The organism is Arthrobacter sp. ov118, assembly GCF_900116495.1.
Lineage (GTDB): Bacteria > Actinomycetota > Actinomycetes > Actinomycetales > Micrococcaceae > Arthrobacter.
In genome coordinates, this window is the sequence record NZ_FPAY01000001.1 from 400,950 (window position 1) to 426,830 (window position 25,881).

The window sequence follows — 25,881 nt, forward strand, 5'->3', positions numbered from 1 at the left end:
CATCCTAACGCCTAGTAGATGAGTAATTTGTCTATGAAGTAAGCCAGGGAACCGACCGCCGACACCGGGCCCAGCCCCATGCCCACGGCCGCCAAAACGGTCAGGCCTTCGCCGCTGAGGATCACGAGACGGCGGAAACTCACCAGCACCGCGCCCACGACGGCGCCGGCGAGGGCCGCGGGCAACACGGCGATATCGGAGAACACCAGGCCCGCCAGCGGTCCGGCGAGCGCGGCACTGACGATGCCCAGCGGCGCGACGATCCGGTCAGGCCAGCGGATCAGCCCTGCCAGCAGGGCGATCGCAGCGCTGACGGCTGCCACGAGGAGCATCTCGCGGACTCCGTTGAAGCGCGAACTCGCAATCCAGCCGGCGCCCAGGCAGGACAGCAGGACGCCCGCGCACGAGCCGAGGGTGGATTCGAGGCGCTGGGCCTGGCCCGTGCCCCGGATGAGCTGCATGACGAAGATTGCCATGACGCCCACCGCCAGGAACGACGGCGTCCAGTCCAGGAAGGCGGGAGCGGGAAGATAGGTTGCGGCCACCGCCGAGCCCACGCCCGGCAGGCCAATCAGTGCTGCCAGAGTCTTCTTGGCAGGGATGCCAAGGAAATAGGGCCAGCCGATGCCGATGCCGGCGGCCGTGAGGGCAGCAACTGCCAGGAGGACCTCGGGCGAGGAGTAGGCGCCGGCGACGATGGCTGCGAGACCGGCCAGGCCGACGATCCCGACGCTCCACGGCTTCACTGTTGCCTCACCGCCGGCAGACCCGCCATGGTCATACCTTCGCTCACTGCGGACCCCAATTCGACTCGGCTAAATTTCGACGGGCCGCGGCCCTGACCATTCAATCCTGCCCTATGTGAACCGTATGTGTCGCAAAAGGACTGGCCGGACGTGACGGGACCATGGCCGGAAAGGGGCCTTTAGGTATACTCGAGGTCAGCACCACCGACGCCCAACGATGCGCGGACACCCCTTGGAGGAACAATGTCGCACATCCTGCTTTTGACCAACAGCACCGGAACATCCGTGGACGTCCTGCCTGCTCTTGAACTGCTGAACCACCGGGTGCACATCCTGCCGGCCGAGCCCACTGCCTTGCTCGAGACCGATCCCTGCGACATTGTGCTGCTGGACGCCCGCAAGGACCTGGTCGGCGCACGTTCCCTTACCCAGCTGCTCAAGGCCACCGGCCTCAGCGCCCCGTTGATGCTCATCCTTACCGAGGGCGGCATGGCAGCAGTCTCCTCGGCATGGTCCGTGGACGACATCCTCCTGGAATCCGCGGGACCGGCGGAGGTCGAGGCCCGGATCCGCCTCGGCGTTGCGCGCGCAGTTCCCGATCAAGAGGAAGCTCCGAGCGAAATCCGCGCCGCCGGCGTCGTGATCGACGAGGCCAGCTACACGGCACGGGTGAACGGCGCGGCGCTCAACCTGACCTTCAAGGAATTCGAACTGCTGAAATACCTGGCCCAGCACCCGGGCCGGGTTTTCACCCGCCAGCAGCTGCTCACCGAGGTCTGGGGCTACGACTACTACGGCGGCACCCGCACGGTGGATGTCCACGTCCGGCGGCTCCGGGCCAAGCTGGGCGCCGACCACGAGAACCTGATCAGCACCGTCCGCAACGTCGGCTACCGCCTGACCCTGGTCCGGCAGCCCGAGGACGAACTCAGCGAAGCCTGAGCGGGACGGCAAAGGCCCCGGGCACCGAAACACCGAAGGCCCCGGGCTCTGATTCCAGAGTCCGGGGCCTTCGTGGTGAGTGGAGGACATACGGGTCGAACGTATCGAGGCCACCCCAGCGGTGGATCCCCCTCGCATCCGGCGCAACGCCGGACGAGATAACGACTATACGCCCCGGCCTGAATTGAACCAAATCGGCCGCTGATAGCCTTGGGCCATGAGTCCTGCGCACCCGGAAAACTGGCCCGTACTTGCCCTCAAGGGAACCGTGGAGGGCGGGCTGCTGCGGGACATCGCTGCCCTCGTCGTCGCGGCCGAGGAGTCCGACGGCAATCCGCCGCTGTCCGAACAGACCCTCGTCACGCTTCGCGCCGCCGACTCCGGCGACCATTCGGTCCTGGCCCTTGCCTTGTACGCCCCGGACGAGGCCTCGGATCCGGCGACGGCACAGGACCTGGCCGGCGTCGCCGTCGTCATTGACGAACCCGACGGAACCGGGATCCTGGAGATCGCCGTCCACCCCAGCTACCGCAACCAGGGTGTGGGCGACCGTCTGGTGGGGGAACTGAAAAGCATCCGCGGCTTCGCGGGGCTGAACGCCTGGTCCCACGGCAACCACGAGGCCGCGGCCGACCTCGCGGCCCGTTACGGCTACGGCGCGGTGCGCGAACTGTGGAAAATGCGGCTCATGACGGCGACGGCAGCGCTGCCGGAGGTCAAACTCCCTGAGGGCGTACGAGTCCGGGCCTTCGTGCCCGGCCGGGACGAGGACGCCTGGCTGGCCGCCAACAAGGCCGCCTTCGCCCACCACCCGGAGCAGGGCAACCTGACCCGCGCCGACCTGGACGCCCGGATGGCCGAGCCCTGGTTTGATCCTGCAGGCTTCCTGCTGGCCGTCGACGCCGAGGACCGGATTCTCGGCTTCCACTGGACCAAGGTGCACCCCCGGCGCGGCGACCACCCGATGATGGGCGAGGTCTACGTGGTGGGCGTGACCCCCGAGGCCCAGGGCTCCGGGCTGGGCAAGGCCCTCACCGTCGCCGGCATCAGGCATCTGCAGGGCCTGGGGCTCCACGCCGTAATGCTTTACGTCGACGCCGACAACGTCCCCGCGCTCGCGCTGTACCGCCGCCTCGGCTTCACCCGCTGGGACGTCGATGTCATGTACGCCCCGCTCCCCCGCGACTGATTCCAGGCTGCGGTCCGGCCCGCGGACGGGCGTTGGCCCCGGCGACGGACCCGGCCCGTCCGGGCCGAAATCTCGGGTCATCGGCCCGTATTGCTTGTAAGGTTGAAGCTACATCGCGCCAGCATAGAGGAGACACCATGCCACGGGACACTGCCCGGACATCCACGTCTGAACCCGCTACGTCGGATAAGGGGGCGCGCCCGGTGCGTGCCCGCTTTGGTTCCTCCGAAGTGCCGGCCTCACGCGCCACGCAGGACCGGATCGACATTCCGGAGTTCGCGCCGAACCTGGAGCCGGAAGGCGACATCAGCCCGGACCGGTTCCTGGACCGCGAACTGAGCTGGCTGGCCTTCAACGCGCGGGTTCTGGAACTGGCCGAGGACCCCAGCCTGTACCTGCTGGAGCGGGTCAGCTTCCTGTCCATCTTCGCCTCCAACCTGGACGAGTTCTTCATGGTCCGGGTGGCCGGGCTGAAGCGGCGGATCGCCACGGGCCTCGCGGTCCCCTCCCCCGCCGGGCTGAGCCCCGTGCAGGTGCTGGAGCAGATCGGCGAGGAAGCCCACCGGCTCCAGGAACGCCATGCACGCGTCTACGCCGAGCAGATCCGCCCGGCCCTGGCCTACGAGCACATCCACCTCATGCACTGGGAGGAGCTCGATTCGCAGGCCAAGGACCAGCTCAGCGCCATGTTCGCGGAGAAGGTCTTCCCCATCCTGACCCCGCTGGCCGTGGACCCGGCCCACCCCTTTCCGTACATTTCGGGGCTCTCCCTGAACCTGGCCGTGGTGGTCCGCAACCCAGTCAGCGACAAGGAACTCTTCGCCCGCGTCAAGGTCCCCGACCAGCTGCCGCGCCTGATCTCGATTGACGGTGCCCGCGCCGGCTCCGTGCCCGGGCGCGTGGCACGGTTCATCGCCCTCGAAGAGGTCATTGCCGTACACCTGGACCAGCTGTTCGCCGGCATGGAGGTCCTGGAGCACCACACCTTCCGCGTGACCCGCAACGAGGACGTCGAGGTCGAAGAGGACGACGCCGAGAACCTGCTGCAGGCCCTGGAGAAGGAGCTCCTGCGCCGCCGGTTCGGCCCTCCCGTCCGGCTCGAGGTCACCAACGACATCAACCCGAACATCCGGGCCCTGCTGATCCGCGAGCTCGGCGTCGAGGAATCCGAGGTCTACTCCGTCCCGGCACCGCTGGACCTGCGCGGGCTGTCCGTGATTTCCGGGATTGACCGGGCGGACCTGCACTACCCCAAGCACGTCCCGCACACCTCCCGGCACCTCAACGAATCCGAGACGTCCAAGGCGGCCAACGTCTTTGCCGCCATGCGGCGCCGGGACATCCTCCTGCACCACCCCTATGACTCCTTCTCCACATCCGTCCAGGCGTTCCTGGAACAGGCGGCCGCGGACCCGAAAGTCCAGGCCATCAAGCAGACGCTGTACCGCACGTCCGGTGACTCTCCGATTGTCGATGCGCTGATCGACGCCGCCGAAGCCGGCAAGCAGGTCCTGGCCCTCGTGGAGATCAAGGCCCGCTTCGATGAGCAGGCCAACATCTCCTGGGCCCGGAAACTGGAACAGGCCGGCGTCCATGTGGTGTACGGCATCGTCGGTTTGAAGACCCACTGCAAGCTTTCCCTGGTGGTCCGCCAGGAAGTGGACGGCCTGCGCCGCTACTGCCACATCGGCACCGGAAACTACCACCCCCGCACGGCCCGCTACTACGAGGACCTCGGCCTGCTCACAGCCAACGAGCAGGTGGGCGAAGACCTCTCAAAGCTGTTCAACCAGCTTTCCGGCTACGCGCCGAAGTCCACGTTCAAGCGGCTGCTCGTCGCACCGCGCTCGGTCCGGTCCGGCCTGATTGACAGGATCGAAACCGAGATCAGGAACGCCAGGGCCGGCATCCCCGGCCGAGTCCAGATCAAGGTCAATTCGATGGTGGACGAGACCATCATCGATGCCTTGTACCGCGCGTCCCAGGCCGGGGTGCAGGTGGACGTCATTGTCCGCGGCATCTGCTCCCTGCGGCCCGGCGTTCCCGGCCTGAGCGATAACATCACGGTCCGCTCCGTGCTGGGCCGCTTCCTGGAGCACTCGCGCGTCTTCGCCTTCGCCAATGCCGGCGACCCGGTGGTCTACATCGGCTCGGCCGACATGATGCACCGCAACCTGGACCGCCGGGTGGAGGCCCTCGTGCAGCTCACCGGCGGCGCGGACACGAGCTATGTCCTGGACCTGCTCGACCGCTACATGGATCCCGAAACCGCCAGCTGGCACCTGGACAACCAGGGCGTCTGGACCCGGCACCACCTCGCAGAAGGGGACGGTCGTAGCCTCGACGACGTCCAGTCCTGGCTGCTGGCCTCCCGTTCGCGTCAACGTTCGACGAGCCTGCGGTAGGGTCCGTGAGTGTGAGCAGTGATTCTCTGGTCGCGGACCAGACCGACCATCCCGGCGAAGAGATTGCCGTCACGGCGGCTGGCGCCATCCCCTGGCGCCTCAACTCGGCAAACGAGGACGAGCTGGAGGTCCTGCTGATTCACCGTCCGCGGTATGACGACTGGTCCTGGCCGAAGGGCAAAATCGACTCCGGCGAGACCATCCCGGAATGCGCCGTGCGCGAGGTGGAGGAAGAGATCGGGCTCGTCGCTCCGCTCGGGATTCCGCTGCCGCCCATCCACTACCACGTGGCCGCCGGGCTGAAGGTGGTCCACTACTGGGCGGTCGACGCCGACGGCGCCGCGCTGCTGCCGGACGGCAGGGAAGTGGACAGCGTCATGTGGTGCACGCCGGAGAAGGCCGCCCGCCTGCTGAGCAACCCCGGCGACGTCGAGCCGCTGCAGCACCTCGCGGACGCCCACGCCCGCGGGGAACTGGAAACGTGGCCCCTGCTGGTCCTCCGCCATGCCAAGGCCAAGCCCCGCTCCTCCTGGACCAAGGCCGAAGGGGACCGCCCGCTCGCGGCCACCGGGGTTCGGCAGGCGCAGGCCGTGGGCCGGCTCCTGAGGGCCTGGAAGCCTGTCCGGATCGTTACAAGCCCGTGGCTGCGGTGCGTGGCCACCATCGCGCCCTACGCCAAGGCGGCCGAGGTCAAGGTGAAGCTCAACGAGTCCCTCACCGAGCACCGGCATAACCGCAGCCCGCACAAGACGGCCGCCGCCGTCGAGGGCCTGTTCGACAAGCAGCGGGCCGTGGCCCTGTGCACGCACCGCCCGGCGCTGCCGACCGTCCTGAAGCAACTGGCAAAACACATGAGCGGCCGGCTCCGGGACGAACTGCCCGACTCGGACCCGTTCCTGGCCCCTGGCGAAATGATCGTGTGCCACGTGGCGCGCGGCGGCAAGAAGAAAGTGGTGGCCGTGGAGCGGTTCAGGCCGTTCGACGACTGAGGCCTATGTTGCCCGCGTCAGCTACACGAAGAGGCGGCCCGGGCAGTTCTCAGTAGACTGGAACCGTGAGCATTCCTACGCCCTATGAAGACCTGCTGCGTGACGTCCTCGAGCACGGCACGCATAAATCGGACCGGACCGGCACCGGCACGCTGAGCGTATTTGGCCGCCAACTGCGCTTTGACCTGAGCAAGAACTTTCCGCTCATCACCACCAAACGGGTCCACTTTAAGTCCGTGGCCGTGGAGCTGCTGTGGTTCCTGCGCGGCGACACCAACGTCAAATGGATGCAGGACCAGGGCGTGACGATCTGGAACGAGTGGGCCGACGCCGACGGCGAACTCGGTCCCGTGTACGGGGTCCAATGGCGCTCCTGGCCCACGCCCGACGGCGGCCACATCGACCAGATCGCCGAACTCGTGGAGAACCTCAAGTCCAACCCGGACTCCCGCCGGCACATCGTCTCGGCGTGGAACGTGTCCGAACTCAAGGACATGGCCCTGCCCCCTTGCCACGCGTTTTTCCAGTTCTACGTGGCGGACGGCAAGCTCTCGTGCCAGCTGTACCAGCGCTCCGCGGACACGTTCCTGGGCGTGCCGTTCAACATCGCCTCCTACGCGCTGCTGACCTGCATGCTGGCCCAGCAGACCGGCCTGGAACCGGGCGAATTCGTCTGGACCGGCGGGGATGTCCACATCTATGACAACCACATGGACCAGGTCCTCAAGCAGCTCGCCCGCGAGCCCTATGACTACCCCCAGCTGAAAATCACCCGCAAACCGGACTCCATCTTCGACTACACCCTCGAGGACTTCGAAGTGGTCGGATACCAGCACCACCCGACGATTAAGGCCCCGATAGCCGTATGAGCAACGACAGCACCCCGGGCCCGCAGCCCGGCGACTTCACTGAGCAACTCCGAGCGTCCACTACCGGTCTGGGGCTCGTCTGGGCCCAGACCACGGACGGCGTGATCGGCAAGGACGGCGACATGCCGTGGCACCTTCCCGAGGACATGGCGCACTTCACCCGGCTGACCAGCGGGCATCCGGTGATCATGGGCCGCAAGACCTGGCTTTCCTTCCCGGACAAGTACCGTCCGCTGCCGGGCCGCACCAACATTGTGGTCACCCGGCAGGAAGGCTGGGGTCAGACCGCCGAGGCGGAGGGCGCCCTGGCGGTGAAGTCGCTCGACGACGCGCTGCTGGAGTCCCAGTTCGCTCCCGGCCACGAGACGGTGTGGGTGCTGGGCGGCGGGGAAATCTTTGCCCAGACCGTGGACGTCGCCGACGTCGCGGTGGTGACGTTCATCGATTCCGCGACCGAAGGCGACACCTACGCGCCCGAACTCACCTACGAATGGAAGCTGGCGGCCAGTGAGCCGGCCACCGGCTGGCTCACGTCCGCCAGCGGAACGCGGTACCGGTTCACACTGTGGCGCCGGACGGAGACCAAATAATGCTGAGGAAACCCGAGACACTATTTGTCCTGGGCTACATGCTCCTGCCCCTGCTCGCGCTGCTCTCGGCCATCGTGGGGTTGACCATGATCCTGGGCGGCAACAAGATCCTCGGCGCGATTGTGCTGGTGGTCGTGACACAGGTCTTCACCTTCGGGGCAGTCTTCGCGCTGCGCCGGCGCAAAGCGGCGCTGCTCGAGGAGCCGCGCGCCGAGTAGCGGCCAGCCGCGCCCGCGAACAGCGCGCGTCGCGAAACAGCAGGCGTGACGTAATCGACTGCGCCCTGACGCAGGTGTTGTCTAAACTGGGCCCATGACTACAGCAGCTACCCCGTCCGTCGGCCTGGTCGGTTGGCGCGGCATGGTCGGTTCCGTCCTGATGCAGCGCATGCAGGATGAGGGCGACTTCGCCAACATCAACCCGGTCTTCTTCTCCACCTCGAACGTGGGCGGCGCTGCCCCGGCCATTGCCGGTGCCGCCGCCGGCGCCGCCGGCAAGCTCGAGGACGCCTTTGACCTCGAAACGCTGGCGAAGCTGCCCATTATTGTCACCGCCCAGGGCGGCGACTACACCAAGCAGGTGCACGGCGAGCTGCGCAGCCGCGGCTGGGACGGCCTCTGGATCGATGCCGCCTCCACCCTGCGCATGAATGATGACTCCATCATCGTGCTGGACCCCATCAACCGGGACGTCATCGACGCCGGCCTTTCCGGCGGGGTGAAGGACTACATCGGCGGCAACTGCACCGTCTCCTGCATGCTGATGGGCCTGGGCGGATTGTTCAAGAACAACCTGGTCGAGTGGGGCACATCCATGACCTACCAGGCCGCATCCGGCGGCGGGGCACGCCACATGCGTGAACTGCTGAACCAGTTCGGCACGCTCAACGCCGAAGTCAGCAGCGAACTGAGCGACCCGGCGTCGGCCATCCTGGAGATTGACCGGAAGGTCCTGGCGCACCAGCGCACCGAAATCGACGCGACGCAGTTCGGCGTCCCGCTGGCCGGTTCGCTGATCCCCTGGATCGATGCGGACCTCGGCAACGGCCAGTCCAAAGAGGAATGGAAGGCCGGGGTAGAGACGAACAAGATCCTTGGCACCTCCTCCGAGGACCGCGTCATCATGGACGGGCTGTGCGTCCGGATCGGCGCGATGCGCTCGCACTCCCAGGCCCTCACGCTGAAGCTGCGCGAGGACCTCTCCGTGGGCGAGATCGAGAAGCTCCTGGACACGGACAACGAGTGGGCCCGCGTGGTGCCCAACACCAAGGAAGCCTCGATGGCGGAGCTCACCCCGGTGGCGGCGTCCGGCACCCTGGACATCCCGGTGGGCCGGATCCGCAAGCTGGAGATGGGCCCGCAGTACATCAGCGCGTTCACCGTCGGCGACCAGCTGCTGTGGGGCGCTGCCGAGCCGCTGCGGCGCATGCTCCGCATCGCCACCGGGAACCTCTAGGGAAGCAACCGCCTCTTCAGGCACCAAGGAATCTGCGGTACTTCGCGGCCTGCAACTCAAAGGACTTTTGAGCGGCAGGCCGCAGCCCGTTAAAGGCATCGAACGGTTCCGGCGCGACGCCGACGCCGCTGCGGGCGCCACGGCCGCCCGGCGCTCCCGCCCAGGTGCCGATCACGCCGCCGCCGGCCACTATGGTCTTCTTGAACACGCCGTTGCCGCCGGGGACCACCTTGCCGGCGTGCACCGGAGGCAGCACGAGGGACCGGTCCGCGTAGCCCAGCAGGAATTCATCGAACCCCGGCAGCGCCAGCACCGTGCGCTGTCCCGGGACGCCGTCGTCGAGCAGCGCCGCAGTTTCGGGAGATAGCCAGTAGCTTGTCCCCGCGAACTCCAGCCGCACCAGCCGGTCCTGCACCTGGGCCAGGGCCGCGCGGACCTCCGTGAGGGGAATGCCTGACCACCAGGCAAAATCGCGTTCCGTGGCGGGGCCGTGGCTGCGCAGGTAGCGCAGCAGCCACTCGGCGATGCCGTCAGCGCGGGCCAGGGTCCGCGAGGCGGTGATCCAGTCGCCGAAGGCCACCACCAGCTGCTGGTTGCCTGCCAGCGGGCCCTGCACCAGCAGGCCCCGCTGGCACAGGATTCCCAGCAGATGAATGCCGCGCTGGCCTGCCGTGGACTGTCCCGCCCGCTCGAATGCTTCGAACAGCTCCGCCCGACTGGCTCCTCCCCCGGAAACCAGCCGCAGCGCCGCCCCCGCCGCGGCGTCCGCGTCCGCGTCAGTGATGCCCAGCTCCCGGTGACGCCCGGCCATGCCCCGGATCAGCCGGTCAGAGGTAATGGCCAGCATCCATTTCAAGTCCTCGGGAGCGAGCACGTGCAAGGTGCCGCGCATCGGCCAGGAACGGACTATTTCGCCGCGGTCGAGGGCGCCGCGGACGTCGTCGATGCGGGAACCGGGCACACGCTGGCCCACGGCCCAGAGAACGGCCTGCAGGTCCTGGGCCTGCATCGCCGTCATCCAGCGCACGGCTTCCGGGACCGTCCGAAACCCCGGTCCGAGCAGGCCCTGCGCGGTGAGCCGCAGCCTGCCGATGACTCCGGGGCTGAGCCGGGCGCCCCTCACTTCTGCCATGGACTAATGGTAGGGCGCCGGCTGCCAGCTGCCGGGCTGTTGCCCGGCAGTTCCCAGCCGCCGTCCAGCGGGCCTCTTTACCCTTGATGCATGACTATGAGTGAGGTGTGGCCGCTGCTGCGGCCCCTGTGCCGGAAGCTGGCCCTGCTGGGCTGGGCCTCCAGCGCCGCCGGCATGGCTGCCGGGCTCGCCGTCGCCATTGCCAGCGGAACCCGGCTTTCGCCCATGATGAGTACGCTGCAGCTGGTGGCCGGAATGTCCATGGCCGTGTCCGTGGGAAGTTTCGTCATGGCGGCCGCCCTGCAGCCCCGCGCCCGGGTCCCGGAAGGCGTCAGCGCCGGTGGCCTGGCGCCGCGGGGCCAGGAGTTCCCGCTGGACTCTGCCGCCGAATTTCCGGCCACCGTCCAGGCTTTCCTGCTCGGCGCGCTGGCCTTGCTCGCCGGCGCCGTGGCGTTCGCGTGCGCCGGGCTGGTGCTGCAGAGCGGGCCCAGCGTGCAGTCCGTGGCGTTCTGCCAGGTCTTCCTGCTCGGCGCCACAGCCTCCGGTTTCACGTTCATGATCTTCAGCAAAGTGGTCCCCCGCCGGGTGGACCGGTAGGCGCGGCTTCCGGCTAACGGGCGTCGCGCTCGGAGCGGCCGGCCTTCGCGCTAGGAGAGCGCGACGCCGATCAGCAGCGGCTCCGGGTGCAGTTCGATCCCGAAACGCTCGACGACGCCGTGCCGCACCTCGCGGGCAACGGCCAGCATGTCCGCCGTGCTCGCCCCGCCCCGGTTGGTGATGGCGAGCGTGTGCTTGGTGGAAAGTGATGCCCGGCCGCCCGAGACACTGTCCGGTTCCAGGCCGAAGCCCTTGGCGAACCCGGCCTGGTCGATCAGCCACGCCGCGGAGAGCTTGGTCAGCCCGTCCGCGCCGCCGGGATAGCGCGGGGCCTCCGTCGGCAGCAGGGCCGCGACGTCTTCGGGCACGATTGGGTTCGTGAAGAAGGAGCCCGTGGAGTACGTGTCGCGGTCCGCCGCGTCCCAGACCATGCCCTTGGACGCCCGGAGCCGCAGCACTTCGCGGCGGACGTCGTTGGCGTAGGCCCGCTTGCCCTGTTCGACGCCGAGCGCCCGGGCGAGCTCGGCGTAGCGGATCGGGGCGCTCATTCGGCCGAGCGGGAGCTGGAATTCCACGGTGAGCACCACATAGCGCGGCGAGCCGTTGACGGTGGACCGCTTCAGGACGGAGTCCCGGTAGCCGAACTTGAGTTCGGAGTTCGTGAAGGTCTTCACCGCGTTGCGTTCCCGGTCCCAGGTGCGCACGGCGGCGATTGTCTGCGAGACGTCCGCCCCGTAGGCTCCGACGTTCTGCACCGGGGTGGCACCCGTGGCGCCGGGGATCCCGGAGAGCGCCTCGACGCCGGACCAGGCATGCTTCACGGCGTGGTCAACGAACGCGTCCCAGTTGTGCCCGGCCTGCACCACCACGGCCACGCCGCCGCAGGAGTCCTCGGCATTGACCGTAAAGCCCTCCGATGCGATCTTCAGCACCGTGCCGGGGAAACCGTCGTCGGACACCAGCAGGTTGGAACCGCCGCCGATGATCAGAAGGGGCTGGCCGGCAGCATCCGCCGTGCGCACGGCGTCGATGATTTCGGCCTCGCTCCGGGCCTCGAGGTAGCTGCCGGCGGGGCCGCCGACAGCGGAGGTGGTCAGGGCGGAGAGCAGAATCTGGGTCACCTGACCAGCCTAGCCGGGATCAGGCCCTCACCTGATACCGGCCCCCACGGACCGAGCAGCCGCGGGGAGTTTGCGCGCCACCGGGGAGAGCAGGAAGCTGGCGACGAGCATCACCATGACGGCGAGCAGCGAGTGCAGGATGCCCACGTGTTCCGCCAGCAGGCCCAGCAGCGGCGGACCGCAGAGGAACGCCCCGTAGCCGATCGTGGACACCACGGACACCCGGGCAGCGGCCCTGACGGGATCGTCGGCTGCGGCGGACATGCCCACCGGGAAACCCAGCGAGGCGCCAAGTCCCCAGATGGCCAGGGCGACGTAGGCCAGCCACGGAACCGGGGCGAAGACGAACAATCCGAGGCCCAGGACCGCCAGTGCCGCGCACCAGCGCATCACCGGGACGCGGCCGAAACGGTCCAGGACCACGGTGCCAGCGAAACGGCCAACGGTCATGAACGTGACGAACAGGCCGTAGCCGGCCGCTCCGGCGGCGTCCGTCTGTCCGTGGCCGTCCGCCAACGCCAGGGCCACCCAGTCACCGGCCGCCCCTTCGGCGAGAGCAAGCCCGAGCACCAGCACGCCCAGAAGCAGGGTCCGCCGGTCACGCCAGGCCAGCGCAATCTGGCGTTTGCTGTCCAGCGGCTGCTCAGGGACCGCGTCCGTCTGCCGGACGATCGGGATGGGCCCGGTGGAGGGGTCCTCGAAGGTGTCCGTCCCGGAGGCCGTGAAAGGGCGTTCCCCCTGGACCGGGGTGATGTCGGCACGGAACCAGGCGGCGGCCGTCGCCACCGAACCGGCCACCACGAGTCCGCTGGCCGCCAAGTGCCAAAAGACCGGGACCCCGGCACCGGCGGCCCAGGCACCCAGCCCGGCTCCTGCCACGGTGCCCAGGCTGAAGGAACCGTGCAGCCGGGGCATGATGTGCCGCCGGACGGCACGTTCCACCGCGGCGCCTTCGACATTAGACGCGGTGTTCCAGCTCGCGGTGCCCAGCCCGATGACGGCCAGTCCTGCGGCGACCGCCACCGGGCTGGCCAGCACGGACGTGCCGAAGCCTGCCAGCAGGAGTCCGAGCCCGACCATGATGCTGCCGATCTGGATGGTGCGCTTGGAGCCGAGCCGAAGCACGATCAGGCCCGAGGCGGACACCGACAGGAAGGACCCCGCCGTCATGCAGAGCAGGAGCAGCCCGACCGTGCCGGGCGTCAGGTCCAGGCCGTCACGGATGGCCGGCAGCCGGGACACCCACGTGGAGAACGCGATTCCGCTGGCCCCGTAGGCCACCACCACCGAGTTCCGCCAGCGTGTGATCTCGGCGGCGGGGGCGAAGACAGCGTTGGTCACTGCGGTTCGTTGAATTGCTGCGCCACGGGCTAGGCCAGCCTAACGAGGGCCTGGGCCTTGACGAGGACTTTTTGCCCGGCAGCGGCGACCGTGAGGTCGATGCGGGCGGTGCCGGCGTCGGCGTCGAGCGCCCCGACGGCGCCGCGGACCTCGATCACGGCACCGGCGTCGGGCGTGCCTGTGGTGTCGGCGACGGGGACCGGCTTGGTGAAGCGGGTCTGGAAGTCGACGACGGCGGCCGGGTCGCCCGCCCAGTCGGTCACGAGCTGGACGGCGGCGCCCATGGTGAACATGCCGTGGGCGATTACGCCCGGCAGGCCCACGCCTGAGGCGAAGGCTTCGTTCCAGTGGATCGGGTTGAAGTCGCCGGAGGCGCCGGCGTACTTGACGAGGTCGGCGCGCGTGACGGCGATGCTGCGGCTGCCGATGTCCTGGCCGACCGTGAGTTCTGCGATGTTGATGCTCATGACTACTGTCCCTCTCCGCGGACCAGGATGGACGAGGTGGTGGTGGCGACGGGCTCGCGGGCGCCGGCGGCATCAGTGGCATCGCCGGGGGCAAGCGCGAAGATTTCGGAGCGGGTGGTGATCATGGCCCCGCCGCCCATGGCGCGGACGCCGTCGACGTGCAGTTCAGCGACCAGCCGGTCCCCGGCGACGATGGGGCGGTGGTGGCTGAACCGCTGGTCGGCGTGGACCACGCGGGAGAAGTCGATGCCGGATGCCGGATCCTCGATCAGCTGCGCGTCGGCGCGCTGGGCCACGATGATGGCGAAGGTCGGCGGCGCGACTAGGTCGCGGTGTCCCAGGGCGCGGGCGGCGGTGACGTCAAAGTGTGCGGGGTGGGTGGCCTGGACCGCGCGCGCGAACTCGCGGATCTTCTCGCGGCCGACGTCATACACCTCTGCGGCAGGGTAGCTGCGCCCCTGCAGATCCGGATTGATAGTCATGGTTCCACCCTATCGCCACGTCCGGGGCCGCCCGGCTTCGTGACAGGTTGGCGCGGGGCCCGCGCAGGCATGACGGGACGGGTATTGACGCCAGCGATATGATGAAAACATCAATCCATCAATCCGTGAAGCAGCCCTGTCCGGCCGGACAGCGCCGCGAATGGATGCGAGAAAGTGTCCTCCTCCTGCCATGATCTCCGCCGCGCAGACCCCCCTGTACGAAATCAAAGCCAATCTGTTCAAGGCCCTGGCCCACCCGGCCCGGATCCGTATCCTCGAGCTCCTGGCGGCAGCACCGGATACGGCAGCGCCGGTCAGTTACCTGCTCGCCGAGACGGGCCTGGAGCCCTCGCATCTATCCCAGCATCTGGGGACGCTGCGCCGGCACGGTGTGGTGACGTCGGTCCGGACCGCGAATGTGGTGACTTACCGGCTGGCCCATCCCAAGATCAAGGAGCTGCTCGCGATCGCCCGGGTCTTCCTGCTGGACACCCTGGCCGGTTCCAGCGAACAGCTCCGGATAGCGCAGGAGCTGCCGGCCGGCCACCTCCACCGTGCAGGCGGCGTCGACAGCACGGCCCACCTTGACAACACGGCGCCGTGAGCGCGGATCCGGCATCCAGTCCGGCCGGGATACCTGACACGCTCCGCAGACGCCTAGCCCGGTTTGTGCCGTCCCGCCGCGACTACGAGCTCTTGAGGTCTGCCTGGAAGACGGACCTGTTCGCGGGCATGACGGTGGGCATTGTGGCGCTCCCCCTGGCACTGGCCTTCGGGGTGAGTTCCGGCGTCGGGGCGGAGGCCGGACTCATCACCGCGGTGGTGGCAGGGCTTGTCGCCGCCGTCATGGGCGGATCCAACGTCCAGGTCTCCGGCCCGACCGGCGCCATGGTGGTGGTCCTGGCCCCGGTGGTCGCCGCCCACGGCGTCGGCAGCATTGCCCTGGTCTCTGTACTGGCCGGACTGCTCGTCATGATCCTGGGAGCCAGCGGGCTGGGCCGGGCCGTCGCGTTCATCCCGTGGCCGGTCGTGGAGGGTTTCACGCTGGGCATCGCCTCCATCATTTTCCTCCAGCAGGTTCCGCTGGCCACGGGCACCGAGGGAACGCCGGGCCACAACACCCTCCTGGCCGCCGTCGAAAGCGCGTCACAGGCAACCATGCCCACTGTGCTGCAGACACTCGCCGTGGTGGCGGGTGTCGCGGCCGTGATGTACCTGCTGCCCAAGCTCAACAAGTCCCTGCCTGCAAGCCTGATTGCGGTGTTGCTCACCACCGCGGCGTCGGAGATGCTGGCGCTGGACATACCTCGGATCGGCGCGCTTCCACATTCCCTGCCCGCGCCTTCGATGCCTTCGGTCGATCCGGCCGCGCTGGGCGGTCTGCTGATGCCTGCCGTGTCCATCGCGACGCTCGCCGCCATCGAATCCCTGCTCTCGGCCCGGGTGGCCGCCGGCATGGTCGGCCCTGACGGCCGTCCGTCCGGCGCATACAGCCCGGACCGGGAGCTCACCGGCCAGGGACTGGCCTCGATCGCTGCCGGATTCTTCGGCGGCATGCCCGCCACCGGCGCGATCGCCCGAACCGCCGTGAACGTCCGTTCCGGGGCCAAGACCCGGCTCTCCGCGGTGGTGCACGCCCTGGTGCTGCTGGCCACCATCTACCTGGCGGCGGGGCTCGTCGGCAGGATCCCGCTGGCGGCGCTGGCCGGCATCCTCATGGTCACGGCGGCCCGCATGGTCTCGCGGCACACCGTGACGGCGATCCTGCGCTCTACCCGGGCCGACGCCGCGGTGTTCGTGATCACAGCCTTCATTACCGTCGCCTTCGATCTCATTGTGGCCATCCAGATCGGACTCGCCGCGGCAGCCGTGTTCACGCTGCGGACGTTCGCTTCCCTGAGCGGGGTACGGCGCGAAGACATCCCGGGGCCGCCGGTTCCGGGTGACGAGCACATCGCAATCTTCCGGCTGGACGGGGCCATGTTCTTCGGCGCCGCGGAGCGGGTCCTGCAGGAGATCAGCCAGGTCAGGGACATTCAGGTGGCCGTTATCCGGCTGTCCCAGTTGCGGATGCTGGACGCCACCGGCGCCCACATGCTCGTTGAGGTGGTCTCCGCGCTGGAGCTGCGAGGGGTCACGGTCCTGCTGAAGGGGGTCCAGCCGCAGCATCTGGAGCTCGTGACCAATGTGGGGGTCATCCGGTCATTGCGGCATCACAAGCACCTGTTCACATCCCTCCCGGACGCCGTGGAGCATGCCCGGAGCCACGTGGTGCGGAACGCGGCCGCTAGCGCTTGAGGTTTTTCCGGATCGCCTGGCCGCGGACCACAAGCCCGGCAATGTGCAGGATCAGGCCCAGCCCGATCACTGCCAGTGAGGCGAGGGCCAAGGCCTGATTGCCCGTGCTGTTGCCCACCACGCTGAGGATGATGCCTAGGGCGATCAGGCCCATGGCGCCGAAGACGAGCATCTTGTAGGCGGTTGACGCGGTGGCCCAGAATTCATTCAGCACCGTGCCAGTCTACCGGGGCGGGCGGACAACGCCGCGAGCCGCTAAATTCCTGGCGACACTCAAATCTCCTGGCGACGCCGGTATACGGGCGCGTCCGGTAATTTGCGCGTCACGGGGCATTTCCAGCGTCAGAACAGGGATTCCTGCACGGCCGGGACGTCCGAGCCGTGGTCACCGAGTTCGATCACCCGTGCCTTGAGCTGCCCCAGGTTCACCACGAATTCCAGTCCGCTGCCATCCAGCGCCGCGAGCGCAATGCTGCCGCTCAGCGAGTCGATCCGGAACCCGTGCGCTCCGGCCCCCAGGTCGTGCGGATAGGCATGCCGGGCGGCCGGGGCGCAGGCCTTCGCCGAGAGCTCCGGCCGGACCCACCGCTCATCCACCACCGCGAAACCCTCCCCGCCGGCACCGGCGAGCACGCTCCGGGCCTCCCCCGCCAGCCGTCCGTTCACGGCGTCGAGGTCGACGGCGGCTGCCGGGGCGACGAGTGCAGCGGCTTTGGCGGCGGCGCGGACCTGCTGCGGCAGCCCGGCGTCGCGCGTGATCATGTCCTCAAGGAGGCGGACCACGCGGCCGTCCTCGGCACGGGCAATGTACCGGGCGACGACGGCGCCCTGCTCGGCGAGCCGGTTCCATTTGCGCGGGTGGGACGCGGTGCCGACCTTGCTGGCCCCGTTGGCGAACGTGGCGACGTAGAGCCAGTGCGGCTGCATCAGGTACGCGCGAAGGCCAGGCGGGACCCGGCCGCCGCGGTGGAAGTCGTGGATCAGCCGGGAGTCATCCAGCACGAAGCACCGCTCGCACTGGCTGCCCTTGGCGGCGGCAGCCCGGTCGGGGCACAGGACGTGGTCCCTGTCCGCGGGTCCGTGCACCAAATGGCGCCCAAGGCAGTGTTTCCCCGCGGCGGCGAGCCGGAAACCAAGGCGGGTGCCGGCGTCGAGCGTCAGTGCGGTGACGGCGCCGTCAGGGTCCTGCAGGCGCATCGCCGGAGGCCTGCCGCGGGACGCTGCGGAGGGCCCGGGTCCCGGACCATCCCAAAAGACCCCGTGAACCAGATAGCGCGTATCGGTCACGGGGTCTCCTGACGTGGGGGCGGCGGTGGCGCGGCGGCTACAGGGCCGGCTGCACCCCGAAGGCTACCGCGAGCTTCATGATCTTCTCGGCCCGGCCCAAACGGGGCAGGTCCGAGCCGTCGCGGATCACGCGGCCGTTGGCTTCGAAGTCGGCCATGAAGTCCGTGGCCCAGGCGACGTCGGACGGGGTGGGGCTGATGACTTCGTTGATGACCGGGGTCTGGTCGATCGCCAGGCAGAGTTTGCCGGTCATGCCCATCATCACGGTGATGCCGGTCTGTTCGCGCAGGATCGGGTGGCTGGTTCCCACGGTGGGGCCGTCGATGGGGCCCGGCAGGTTGCCGACGCGGCTGGCCACCACGAGCTTGGCGCGCGGGTAGGCCATGGCCTCGGCGGTGGCGGCCATGCCGGTGTCGCGGCGGAAGTCACCGGAGCCGAAGGCCAAGCGGAAAGCGCCCTGGGCCTTGGCGATGTTGTTGGCTTCCTCGATGCCGACGGCGGACTCCACGAGGGGGATGACCGGCGTCTTGCCGTCCATCCGGTGGAAGCTCTCCGTGACCTGGTCGGCGGATTCGGTCTTGGCCAGCATGACGCCGAGCAGTCCGGGGGTGCCGCGCAGCCCGGCGAGGTCGTCGGCCCAGAAGGGGCTGGTGGCGTCGTTGATCCGGACCCAGGCCTGGCCGCCGGAGGTCAGCCAGTTCACGACGTTGTCGCGGGCCGCGTCCTTCTGCGAGGGGTCTACGGCGTCCTCGATGTCCAGGATGATTGAGTCCGCGCGCGATACAGCAGAGACGTCAAAAAGCTCGGGCTTCATTGCATTGACCAAAAGCCACGAACGGGCGATTTCGGCGGGGATGTTACGTTCGGGCCGGACAGTCTCGACGGCGGCGGAGATAGAGGTCATACCTCTACCGTATCCGCCCGGAGCGCCCAAACGCTAAGCAGCAGCCGTCTGCCCGGCGAACAATACGGGGAACAATACGACCAAAATCCGGCAAGGGGCCCGCCCCGTCCCAACTGCGTCGCAGTCAGGGACGTTCTGAGCGCTCAGAACGGCCCCTGCTGCGACCCAGTTGGGTCTGGGGGGTCAGGGAATGTTACTGCCCCGAGCGGTGACCCAGAGCCTGTACCACTGGGCGCGGGTCATCTCGGCCGCCACCCGGGCCGCCCCGGCGCAGGCCCGGATCCGGTCCGGGTTCGCCGAACCGATCACGGGCGCAATCCGGGCCGGGTGCCGCATCAGCCATCCGAGGAGGACGGCCTCGACGGTGGTTCCCCTCGCCGCCGCCATCTCGGCCACGAGCACTGCCGTGGCGGCCTCGGCCGGCGTCGGGCTTTCCGGCGGGGCTCCGCTGTAGTGGCCCCGGGCCAGCGCCCCGTACGCCTGCAGGGTGATCCCGTGCTGGCCGCAGAACTCCACGGTGCCGTGCGGGAAGCTGTGGTCCAGCCCCTCCGCATGGTTGACCAGCACGGTGCTTTCCAGCCAGGCCCGTTTCAGCAGGCTCATTTCCAGCTGGTTGGCAACCACCGGGGTTTCCAGGTGGTCCTGCAGCGCCTCGATCTGCGGGCCGGACATGTTGGACACACCAACCTGCCGCACTTTGCCTTCCCGCATCAGCTGCCCGACGGCGGACGCCACCTCCGCGGGGTCCGCCAAGGGGTCGGGGCGGTGCAGCAGGAGGACATCGACGTAGTCGGTCTTCAGCCGCTTCAGGCTGCCGTTGACCCGTTCGAAGATGCCGTCGCGGCTCAGGTCGTAGTGCGTCTGGAGTCCCTGCTCGCCCAGCCGGATGCCGCACTTGGTCTGCAGCCGGATCTTCTCCCGCAGCCCCGGCGTGGAGGCAAGGACTTCGCCGAAGACGGCTTCGGACTTGCCGCTGCGGTAAATGTCCGCGTGGTCGAACAGGGTGATGCCCGCGTCCAGGGCAGCCTCGAGAGCGGCGGCCGCCTCGTCCACATGCACGGACGAGTATGGCTCCGCGGACCAGCTTCCGCCCAGGCCCATGCAGCCATAGATCAGCTCCTGGCCGGAGCTTGCCACCGGGGTGCCGGAGCGATCCTGCGCTGTGGGGCTCAACGCAGCCAGACGGTCGTGTTCGCCGGCAGCAGTCCGCCGTCCAGCGGGCCGCTGCTGACCAGCACCTCGCCGGCGGGCAGCTCAACCGGGGCGTCACCGAAGTTGGTGACCGTCTGCCAGTTGCCGGGGCGGGTGAACTGCAGGACGTCGGCCCTGCCGGATTCCTGCCATTGAAGTTCCTCGGAGGTCTGCAGTTCGCGGCGGAGCTTCAGGGCCTTGCGGTACAACTCCAGGGTGGAGCCTTCCACGCCGTCCTGGGCTGCCACGGCGTAGCGGCCGAACCAGTCCGGCTGCGGCAGGTGTGCGCCGCCGTCGCCGAAGCCAAACGAGGAGCCCTCCGGGGCCCAGGGCAGCGGGACGCGGCAGCCGTCGCGGCCGATCTCCACGCCCTTGTTCCGGAAAAAGGTGGGGTCCTGGCGCTCGGCGTCGGGGATCTCGGTGACTTCCTGCAGGCCCAGTTCCTCGCCCTGGTACAGGTAGGCCGAGCCCGGCAGGGCCAGCATCAGCAAGGTGGCCGCGCGTGCGCGACGCAGGCCGAGTTCGACGTCGAGCTCCTCGGCGGGGGCGCCGGCCAGCAGCCAGCCCTTGCCGTCCTGGCCCTGGGCGTGCTTGCCGCCGCCCCTGGGCAGCCCGTAGCGGGTGGCGTGGCGGACGACGTCGTGGTTGGAGAAGACCCACGTGGAGGACGCACCGGATTCGGTCGCCTCGGCGAGGTTCCGGGTGATGATTTCGCGGAACTCGGCGGCGTCGAAGTCGGCCTGCAGGAGGTCGAAGTTGAAGGCCTGGCCCAGGCCCTCCGGGCTGGCGTAACGGGCGCGGCGGGTGGCGTGCACCCAGGCCTCGGCGACGGCGGTGCGCGGCGGGTTGTACTCGTTGAACACCTCACGCCATTCGGCGTAGACCTCGTGGACTTCATCACGGTCCCAGAACGGGTGCGACCCGTCCGTGAAGCCGTCCGTTCCCGTGTTGGCGGCGCTCAGCTCCACCTTGGAGATGAGGGGTTCGGTGAGGTCCTTGGTCAGGGCGTGCGCCACGTCCACCCGGAAGCCGTCCACGCCGCGGTCGGACCAGAAGCGGAGGGTCTTCAGGAAGTCGTCGCGGATCTCGCGGTTGGCCCAGTTCAGGTCCGGCTGCTCTTTGGCGAAGATGTGCATGTACCACTGGCCCGGCGTGCCGTCGGGCTCGGTGATGCGCTCCCAGGCGGGGCCGCCGAACACGGATTCCCAGTCCGACGGCGGGATCTCGCCGTTCTCGCCCTGGCCGTCGCGGAAGATGTAGCGGTCTCGGGCGGCGGACCCGCGCGGGGAGGCCAATGCTTCCCGGAACCATTCGTGCCGGTTGGAGGAGTGGTTGGGGACGATGTCCGCGATGAGCTTGATGCCCGCGGCGTGCAGCGCGGCGGACATTTCGTCGAAGTCTTCCAGGGTGCCGAGCTTGGGGTCGACGTCGCGGTAGTCATCGACGTCGTAGCCGCCGTCGGCCAGCGCCGAGGGGTAGAACGGGGAGAGCCAGACGGCGTCAATGCCGAGCTGTTTCAGGTACGGGACCTTGGCGGTGATGCCCTTGATGTCGCCCAGGCCGTCTCCGTTGGAGTCGGAAAAGCTCCGCGGGTAGATCTGGTATACCGAGGCTTGGCGCCACCAGTTGGGGTCGGCAGCGAGGTCGGAACCGGACAGGGTTGCCAGCGTGGCGGTGTTGGACAAGGGGATGATCCTTCGGGGCTGGGAGAGGGCTTCTGGTAATTTAGATACAAGCTAAATCTATTGCCTGAACAATTATGTGTCCGTGGACAGAAGAGGTCAAGAAGTGATGCCGCACGCAGCCGCCGCCACCCCGCAGCTGCTGCGCCGCGTCAACGCCCACGCCGTGCTGCGCCATCTCCGGGGCGCCGAGGCCGCGACCGGGACAGAGCTGATGGCGCTGACCGGGCTGACCCGGGCCTCGGTGATCGCCGTCTGCGAGGACCTCATCGGCCGGGGCTGGATCGTGGAGCTGGAGCAGCCCCATGCCAACCCCGACCCCGCCAACCCTGACAAGGCCCGGAAGGGCCGCCCGGCGCGCCGGTTCGCCTTCAACCCGGAGGCCGGCTTCGTGCTGGGCCTCGACATTGGCGCAGCAACCACCACCGCCGCCGTGGCGGACCTCCGCGGCACCGTCATCGGCCGCTCCAGTGAGGGCTTCCGCGCAGCGGACATTCCCGCGCGGGAGCGGATCGCCGTCGTCGATCTCGCCTGCCGCCAGGCTCTGGAGTCGGCAGGGACAGACCCGGGCAGCATCCTAGCCGTGGGCGCCGGGATCGCTGCGCCGGTGGACCGGGACGGCAACGTTCTGGTGACCCAGCGGTTCTGGAGCCTGTTCGACGTCGGGCTCCGCTCCGCGCTGAAGGACCTGCACGGCTGGACGGTGCTCCTGGAAAACGACGCCAACCTGGCCGCCCTCGGTGAGCGCTGGCGCGGGTCCGGCGCGGGTGTGGACGATCTGGTGGTGCTCCTCGCCGGCGAACGCCTCGGCGCCGGGGTCATGGAATCCGGGCGGCTGCTGCACGGCCGCGGCGGGGCGGCCGGCGAAATGGGCTACCTGGACATGGTGGAGGGCGTCGGCTCCAGCGACGGCATCGCTGCCCTGGCGAGGCAATGGTCCGCGGCAGACGGCGGACCGTCGGCCGGCGGTGCCGCCAGCGCCCCCCGCGTGTTCGCGGACGCGGCGCACGGAGATGCGGCGGCGCTGGCGATCCTGGGCCGGATTTCGGAGCGCATGGCGCGCGTCATCGCCTCGATTGCGAGCTTGATCAACCCCGAGCAGGTGGTGATCGGCGGCGCCGTCGCCGAGTCCGCCGGCGTCCTCCTGCCGGAGATCGCGGCACTGCTCCCCCGCTTCACCGCGACGCCGCCGCGGGTGACGGCCTCCCCGCTTGGCGATGCGATCGTGACGGTCGGCGCGGTCCGGCATGCCCTGGACTACGTCGAGGCGAACGCGCTGGAACTCGAACTGACCCGTTGAGGGCTTGTCCTGCGCTGCCAGCCGTTTCTCAAGATTCGGCAACGATTGGATACGCAAGCCCAAAGTTTGGCGCAAGTTTCCCGTTATTGCGGCCTGCCATCCGTAGACTGACCTCACTCTTTGGTCTCTTGCGGCCGTCCAGCTGACTCGTCGGCTGGACGGCCGTCTCATGAAAGATAAACGTGAACTCTTTACGGATGAAGACTGCGCTGTTTGCCGCGCTTGTCCTTGGCTTGGCGACGGTCCCGGCTACCGGCACGGTGCCGGCCCACGCTGAGCAGTCGCCGACGCCCGTCTCGACGGATACCGCAACGGCTTCGGCAGCCCCGGCAACTCCGACCGCAACGCCTACGCCGGCTCCGACGGCTGCCACTGCTGCCCCGGCTCCCAGTGCTGCACCGGCTCCCAGCTCGGTGACGGTCCAGCCGACGCCAAGCCCCTCCGCCACTGCCAAGGACAGCCCGTCGCTCACGACGGTTGAATCGCTCCCGGTGGAAGGTTCCGACGAGCCCTTCATTGCGCACACGTTCGAAAACCCGCCTCCGGTGGGCAAAAAGGGCGCACCGGCCGGCGCCTCCGCGACGGCACGGACCACGGAGTCCTATTCGCTGACCCGCTCCGGCGATATCAAAGTACGCCTGGTCCTGGTCCAGCTGGCCGACAGGAAGGCAACCATCCCGCAAGCCGCCGCACAGGCTGCCATCACCACGAGCAGTAACTACTGGAAGACCATGTCCAACGGCCGGTTGTCGATGACCGTGACAAAGGTGGAGAGCCGCGACAGCAAGGCCACCTCAACGCAGCGCTACCCGGACATGATGAACACCATTGCCGGGGAACTCGGGTGGACGCCCAGCCCCAATACCGCCCTCGTGGTCTTCGTCTCCACGCCCACGCTCTCCGACGGCGCGTATGGCGCCGGCTGGAGTTATCAGGGCACCAGCGGGCGGGTCATCATGCCGCTCCCGGCGACCTTAACCAACAGCGTCCTGACGCACGAATTCGGGCACGTGCTGGGCCTCATGCACGCAAACAGCCTTCAGTGTGGAAGCGGCGCCCAGGACGTCGCCACGAACTCGGACGGGACGTTCGCCGATTCCAGTTGCTACATCCGTGAATACGGCGACAGCCTGGACCTGATGGGCATCTCCCAGCGCAGCCAGCCCGCCATCAGCTCAACGCTTTGGGCCTACGGGGGGTTTGGCCGCGGCGACGAAATCGTTGACGCGGGAAGCCTCAACGGCGCGAAGAAATTCACCCTCAAGGCATGGGCCGGTACCGAGGCAAACCGGGCTGTAAAGTTTACGGATCCCCTCAGCGGCGAAGTCTATTTCCTTGAGCTGCGGCTGCCTGTCAGTTATGACACCACCGAGGCTGTGGATCTGAATAGCGGCGTCAAAATTGTCCAGCAGTTGGGGGCCGGCTCGCTGGTGCTGCTGCCGGATTCCAAACCGTTCTCCGGTTACTACAATCCCCGCCAGACATGGCAAGCGGGAGAAACCTTTACCACCCACGCTGGCACCCGGGTACGTATTGACGGGACCACCTCCAGCTCCGCAAGCGTTACGGTCGAGTCGATACTCGCAATAGCCGGCAAAGCGATCGACTCTGTCGCTCTAGCCACACCCGCGCTGGGAAGCCCGGCATCCTCCGTCGCGTGCGGGCTAAGGTCCGGCGGGTGCTACAGAAGTTTCCAGGGCGGTTCTGTGCACTGGACACCAGGCACCGGCGCAGTCGCCACGGTCGGGGCGATCCGCGCCTCCTGGGCCGCTTTGGGCTACGAAAACGGCAAACTTGGCTACCCCACCGGCAAGGAAACTTGCGGGCTGGTCGGGGGCGGCTGCTACCAGACGTTCCAGGGCGGCACGATCCACTGGTCGTCCGGCACCGGCGCTTTCGCCACCCTCGGCGCGATCCGCACGGCCTGGGGCAGCGTGGGCTACGAGAACGGCAAGCTCCGATACCCCTTGGCCAACGAGGTCTGCGGGCTGCTTAACGGCGGCTGCTACCAGACATTCCAAGGCGGCACCATCCACTGGTCGCCCGCCAGCGGCGCGTTTGCAACCTGGGGTGCCATCCGCGCCACGTGGGCGAGCCTGGGCTACGAAAAGGGAAGGCTCGGCTACCCCACGGGTAAGGAAACTTGCGGGCTGGTGAATGGCGGCTGCTACCAGACGTTCCAAGGCGGCACCATCCACTGGTCATCCGCCACCGGCGCGGTCGCCACGTGGGGCGGCATCCGCGCCACGTGGGCAAGCGTGGGCTACGAAAAAGGCAAACTCGGCTACCCCACCGCCAAGGAAACCTGCGGACTGGTCAACGGCGGCTGCTCCCAGACGTTCCAAGGCGGCACCATCCACTGGTCACCCGCCACCGGCGCCTTCGCCACCTGGGGCGGCATCCGCGGCACGTGGGGAAGCCTGAGTGCCGAAAAGGGCAAACTCGGCTACCCGACCGGCAAGGAAACCTGCGGCCTAATCAACGGCGGCTGCTACCAGACATTCCAAGGCGGCACCATCCACTGGTCGCCCGCTACCCGCGCCTACGCCACCTGGGGCGGCATCCGCGCCACATGGGCAAGCCTGAGCTTCGAAAAGGGCAAACTCGGCTACCCGACCGGCAAGGAAACCTGCGGCCTAATCAACGGCGGCTGCTACCAGAAGTTCCAGGGCGGCACCATCCACTGGTCATCCGCTACCGGCGCTTACGCCACCTGGGGTCCCATTCGCACAACCTGGGGCAGCCTTGGGTACGAAAGGGGACGGCTTGGCTATCCGACCTCAGCGGAGAACTGTGACCCGGTCAACGGGGCATGCAGCCAGCGATTCCAAAACGGCACGATCATGTGGTCTGCGGCGCAGGGCAGCGTGGTACTCCCCTGATGTAGTACTCCC

24 protein-coding genes are annotated in these 25,881 nt (G+C 68.3%); 13 read left to right on the forward strand and 11 right to left on the reverse strand.

The features are described from left to right. Positions 1–11 precede the first annotated feature (11 nt). Positions 12–746, reverse strand: coding sequence for a permease (locus tag BM372_RS01845; RefSeq protein WP_090951010.1), 735 nt, complete (start codon positions 744–746; stop codon positions 12–14). 243 nt (positions 747–989) lie between these two features. On the opposite strand from BM372_RS01845, the gene BM372_RS01850 reads away from it, so the two are divergent. The 8 genes from BM372_RS01850 to asd all read left to right on the forward strand — a co-directional run bounded on the left by BM372_RS01850 (position 990) and on the right by asd (position 9,185). Then, positions 990–1,688 carry a winged helix-turn-helix transcriptional regulator gene (locus BM372_RS01850; protein ID WP_090951013.1) on the forward strand — a complete coding sequence of 233 codons (699 nt, stop codon included), beginning with the start codon at positions 990–992 and terminating at the stop codon, positions 1,686–1,688. A 217-nt stretch (positions 1,689–1,905) separates the two neighbouring features. Further along, the gene (gene mshD / locus BM372_RS01855) at positions 1,906–2,877 is read left to right on the forward strand and encodes a mycothiol synthase (protein ID WP_090951016.1); all 972 of its coding nucleotides are present in this window, start codon (positions 1,906–1,908) and stop codon (positions 2,875–2,877) included. A gap of 137 nt (positions 2,878–3,014) precedes the next feature. Further along, positions 3,015–5,282 carry an RNA degradosome polyphosphate kinase gene (locus BM372_RS01860; RefSeq protein WP_256213984.1) on the forward strand — a complete coding sequence of 756 codons (2,268 nt, stop codon included), beginning with the start codon at positions 3,015–3,017 and terminating at the stop codon, positions 5,280–5,282. Positions 5,283–5,293: 11 nt separating this feature from the next. After that, entirely contained in the window at positions 5,294–6,271 is a 978-nt protein-coding gene (locus BM372_RS01865) for an NUDIX hydrolase (protein WP_090951021.1), read from the forward strand. A 65-nt stretch (positions 6,272–6,336) separates the two neighbouring features. Further along, positions 6,337–7,140 (forward strand): thymidylate synthase, encoded by an 804-nt coding sequence (locus BM372_RS01870; RefSeq protein ID WP_090951024.1) that lies wholly within the window; start codon positions 6,337–6,339, stop codon positions 7,138–7,140. Then, positions 7,137–7,730, forward strand: a complete 594-nt coding sequence (locus BM372_RS01875; protein WP_090951027.1) for a dihydrofolate reductase — start codon at positions 7,137–7,139, stop codon at positions 7,728–7,730. Before BM372_RS01870 ends, BM372_RS01875 begins: the two co-directional genes overlap by 4 nt. Beyond that, a complete protein-coding gene (locus BM372_RS01880; RefSeq protein ID WP_090951028.1) occupies positions 7,730–7,948 on the forward strand; it encodes an NF038396 family protein in 219 nt (72 codons plus the stop codon). The genes BM372_RS01875 and BM372_RS01880 overlap by 1 nt, the downstream gene beginning before the upstream one ends. Before the next feature lie 94 nt (positions 7,949–8,042). Next, entirely contained in the window at positions 8,043–9,185 is a 1,143-nt protein-coding gene (asd, locus tag BM372_RS01885) for an aspartate-semialdehyde dehydrogenase (RefSeq protein WP_090951031.1), read from the forward strand. Positions 9,186–9,201: 16 nt separating this feature from the next. Here the strand turns inward: asd and BM372_RS01890 are convergent, their stop codons facing one another. Continuing rightward, on the reverse strand, positions 9,202–10,317 hold the full coding sequence (locus tag BM372_RS01890; RefSeq protein WP_090951034.1) for a winged helix DNA-binding domain-containing protein: 1,116 nt from the start codon (positions 10,315–10,317) through the stop codon (positions 9,202–9,204). 90 nt (positions 10,318–10,407) lie between these two features. On the opposite strand from BM372_RS01890, the gene BM372_RS01895 reads away from it, so the two are divergent. Next, positions 10,408–10,914, forward strand: coding sequence for a hypothetical protein (locus BM372_RS01895; RefSeq protein ID WP_256213985.1), 507 nt, complete (start codon positions 10,408–10,410; stop codon positions 10,912–10,914). Positions 10,915–10,964: 50 nt separating this feature from the next. Here the strand turns inward: BM372_RS01895 and BM372_RS01900 are convergent, their stop codons facing one another. Genes BM372_RS01900 through BM372_RS01915 form a run of 4 tightly spaced genes read right to left on the reverse strand, consistent with a single transcriptional unit; the run spans position 10,965 to position 14,325 of the window. Beyond that, a complete protein-coding gene (locus BM372_RS01900; protein ID WP_090951041.1) occupies positions 10,965–12,035 on the reverse strand; it encodes a UDP-N-acetylmuramate dehydrogenase in 1,071 nt (356 codons plus the stop codon). Positions 12,036–12,062: 27 nt separating this feature from the next. Continuing rightward, positions 12,063–13,376 (reverse strand): MFS transporter, encoded by a 1,314-nt coding sequence (locus BM372_RS01905; RefSeq protein WP_090951045.1) that lies wholly within the window; start codon positions 13,374–13,376, stop codon positions 12,063–12,065. A gap of 29 nt (positions 13,377–13,405) precedes the next feature. After that, on the reverse strand, positions 13,406–13,843 hold the full coding sequence (locus tag BM372_RS01910; RefSeq protein ID WP_090951048.1) for a MaoC family dehydratase: 438 nt from the start codon (positions 13,841–13,843) through the stop codon (positions 13,406–13,408). Positions 13,844–13,845: 2 nt separating this feature from the next. Continuing rightward, positions 13,846–14,325 carry an FAS1-like dehydratase domain-containing protein gene (locus BM372_RS01915; RefSeq protein WP_090951051.1) on the reverse strand — a complete coding sequence of 160 codons (480 nt, stop codon included), beginning with the start codon at positions 14,323–14,325 and terminating at the stop codon, positions 13,846–13,848. Positions 14,326–14,515: 190 nt separating this feature from the next. Here BM372_RS01915 and BM372_RS01920 point away from each other — a divergent pair, with 190 nt between their 5' ends. Both BM372_RS01920 and BM372_RS01925 read left to right on the forward strand, forming a co-directional pair. Further along, complete coding sequence (locus BM372_RS01920) at positions 14,516–14,929, forward strand: ArsR/SmtB family transcription factor (RefSeq protein ID WP_090951054.1); 414 nt, start codon at positions 14,516–14,518, stop codon at positions 14,927–14,929. A 65-nt stretch (positions 14,930–14,994) separates the two neighbouring features. Further along, the gene (locus tag BM372_RS01925; RefSeq protein WP_256213987.1) at positions 14,995–16,623 is read left to right on the forward strand and encodes a SulP family inorganic anion transporter; all 1,629 of its coding nucleotides are present in this window, start codon (positions 14,995–14,997) and stop codon (positions 16,621–16,623) included. Here the strand turns inward: BM372_RS01925 and BM372_RS01930 are convergent. The 5 genes from BM372_RS01930 to BM372_RS01950 form a co-directional block, all read right to left on the reverse strand. Next, complete coding sequence (locus BM372_RS01930) at positions 16,613–16,837, reverse strand: DUF3188 domain-containing protein (protein WP_090951057.1); 225 nt, start codon at positions 16,835–16,837, stop codon at positions 16,613–16,615. The two genes, BM372_RS01925 and BM372_RS01930, sit on opposite strands and share 11 nt — an antisense overlap. Before the next feature lie 128 nt (positions 16,838–16,965). Next, positions 16,966–17,910 (reverse strand): DUF2797 domain-containing protein, encoded by a 945-nt coding sequence (locus tag BM372_RS01935; RefSeq protein ID WP_177235850.1) that lies wholly within the window; start codon positions 17,908–17,910, stop codon positions 16,966–16,968. A 37-nt stretch (positions 17,911–17,947) separates the two neighbouring features. Continuing rightward, on the reverse strand, positions 17,948–18,814 hold the full coding sequence (locus tag BM372_RS01940; protein WP_090951063.1) for an HpcH/HpaI aldolase/citrate lyase family protein: 867 nt from the start codon (positions 18,812–18,814) through the stop codon (positions 17,948–17,950). Positions 18,815–18,997: 183 nt separating this feature from the next. Further along, entirely contained in the window at positions 18,998–19,987 is a 990-nt protein-coding gene (locus tag BM372_RS01945; RefSeq protein WP_256213988.1) for an aldo/keto reductase, read from the reverse strand. Beyond that, entirely contained in the window at positions 19,984–21,690 is a 1,707-nt protein-coding gene (locus tag BM372_RS01950; RefSeq protein ID WP_090951066.1) for a glycoside hydrolase family 13 protein, read from the reverse strand. The genes BM372_RS01945 and BM372_RS01950 overlap by 4 nt, the downstream gene beginning before the upstream one ends. A gap of 106 nt (positions 21,691–21,796) precedes the next feature. Between BM372_RS01950 and BM372_RS01955 the strand changes: the two genes are divergently transcribed. After that, a complete protein-coding gene (locus BM372_RS01955) occupies positions 21,797–22,987 on the forward strand; it encodes an ROK family transcriptional regulator (protein WP_090951070.1) in 1,191 nt (396 codons plus the stop codon). A gap of 197 nt (positions 22,988–23,184) precedes the next feature. Next, a complete protein-coding gene (locus BM372_RS01965) occupies positions 23,185–25,869 on the forward strand; it encodes a M43 family zinc metalloprotease (RefSeq protein WP_143111408.1) in 2,685 nt (894 codons plus the stop codon). The last annotated feature ends 12 nt before the right edge of the window (positions 25,870–25,881 follow it).

Bases quoted from the DNA above. Each gene is read 5' to 3' on its own strand.
- BM372_RS01895 (WP_256213985.1), top strand. From the start codon at position 10,408: ATGACTATGAGTGAGGTGTGGCCGCTGCTGCGGCCCCTGTGCCGGAAG.
- mshD (WP_090951016.1), top strand. From the start codon at position 1,906: ATGAGTCCTGCGCACCCGGAAAACTGGCCCGTACTTGCCCTCAAGGGA.
- BM372_RS01910 (WP_090951048.1), bottom strand. From the start codon at position 13,843: ATGAGCATCAACATCGCAGAACTCACGGTCGGCCAGGACATCGGCAGC.
- BM372_RS01920 (WP_090951054.1), top strand. From the start codon at position 14,516: ATGATCTCCGCCGCGCAGACCCCCCTGTACGAAATCAAAGCCAATCTG.
- BM372_RS01955 (WP_090951070.1), top strand. From the start codon at position 21,797: ATGCCGCACGCAGCCGCCGCCACCCCGCAGCTGCTGCGCCGCGTCAAC.
- asd (WP_090951031.1), top strand. From the start codon at position 8,043: ATGACTACAGCAGCTACCCCGTCCGTCGGCCTGGTCGGTTGGCGCGGC.
- BM372_RS01940 (WP_090951063.1), bottom strand. From the start codon at position 18,814: ATGACCTCTATCTCCGCCGCCGTCGAGACTGTCCGGCCCGAACGTAAC.
- BM372_RS01915 (WP_090951051.1), bottom strand. From the start codon at position 14,325: ATGACTATCAATCCGGATCTGCAGGGGCGCAGCTACCCTGCCGCAGAG.
- BM372_RS01875 (WP_090951027.1), top strand. From the start codon at position 7,137: ATGAGCAACGACAGCACCCCGGGCCCGCAGCCCGGCGACTTCACTGAG.
- BM372_RS01860 (WP_256213984.1), top strand. From the start codon at position 3,015: ATGCCACGGGACACTGCCCGGACATCCACGTCTGAACCCGCTACGTCG.
- BM372_RS01890 (WP_090951034.1), bottom strand. From the start codon at position 10,317: ATGGCAGAAGTGAGGGGCGCCCGGCTCAGCCCCGGAGTCATCGGCAGG.
- BM372_RS01965 (WP_143111408.1), top strand. From the start codon at position 23,185: ATGAAGACTGCGCTGTTTGCCGCGCTTGTCCTTGGCTTGGCGACGGTC.
- BM372_RS01850 (WP_090951013.1), top strand. From the start codon at position 990: ATGTCGCACATCCTGCTTTTGACCAACAGCACCGGAACATCCGTGGAC.
- BM372_RS01880 (WP_090951028.1), top strand. From the start codon at position 7,730: ATGCTGAGGAAACCCGAGACACTATTTGTCCTGGGCTACATGCTCCTG.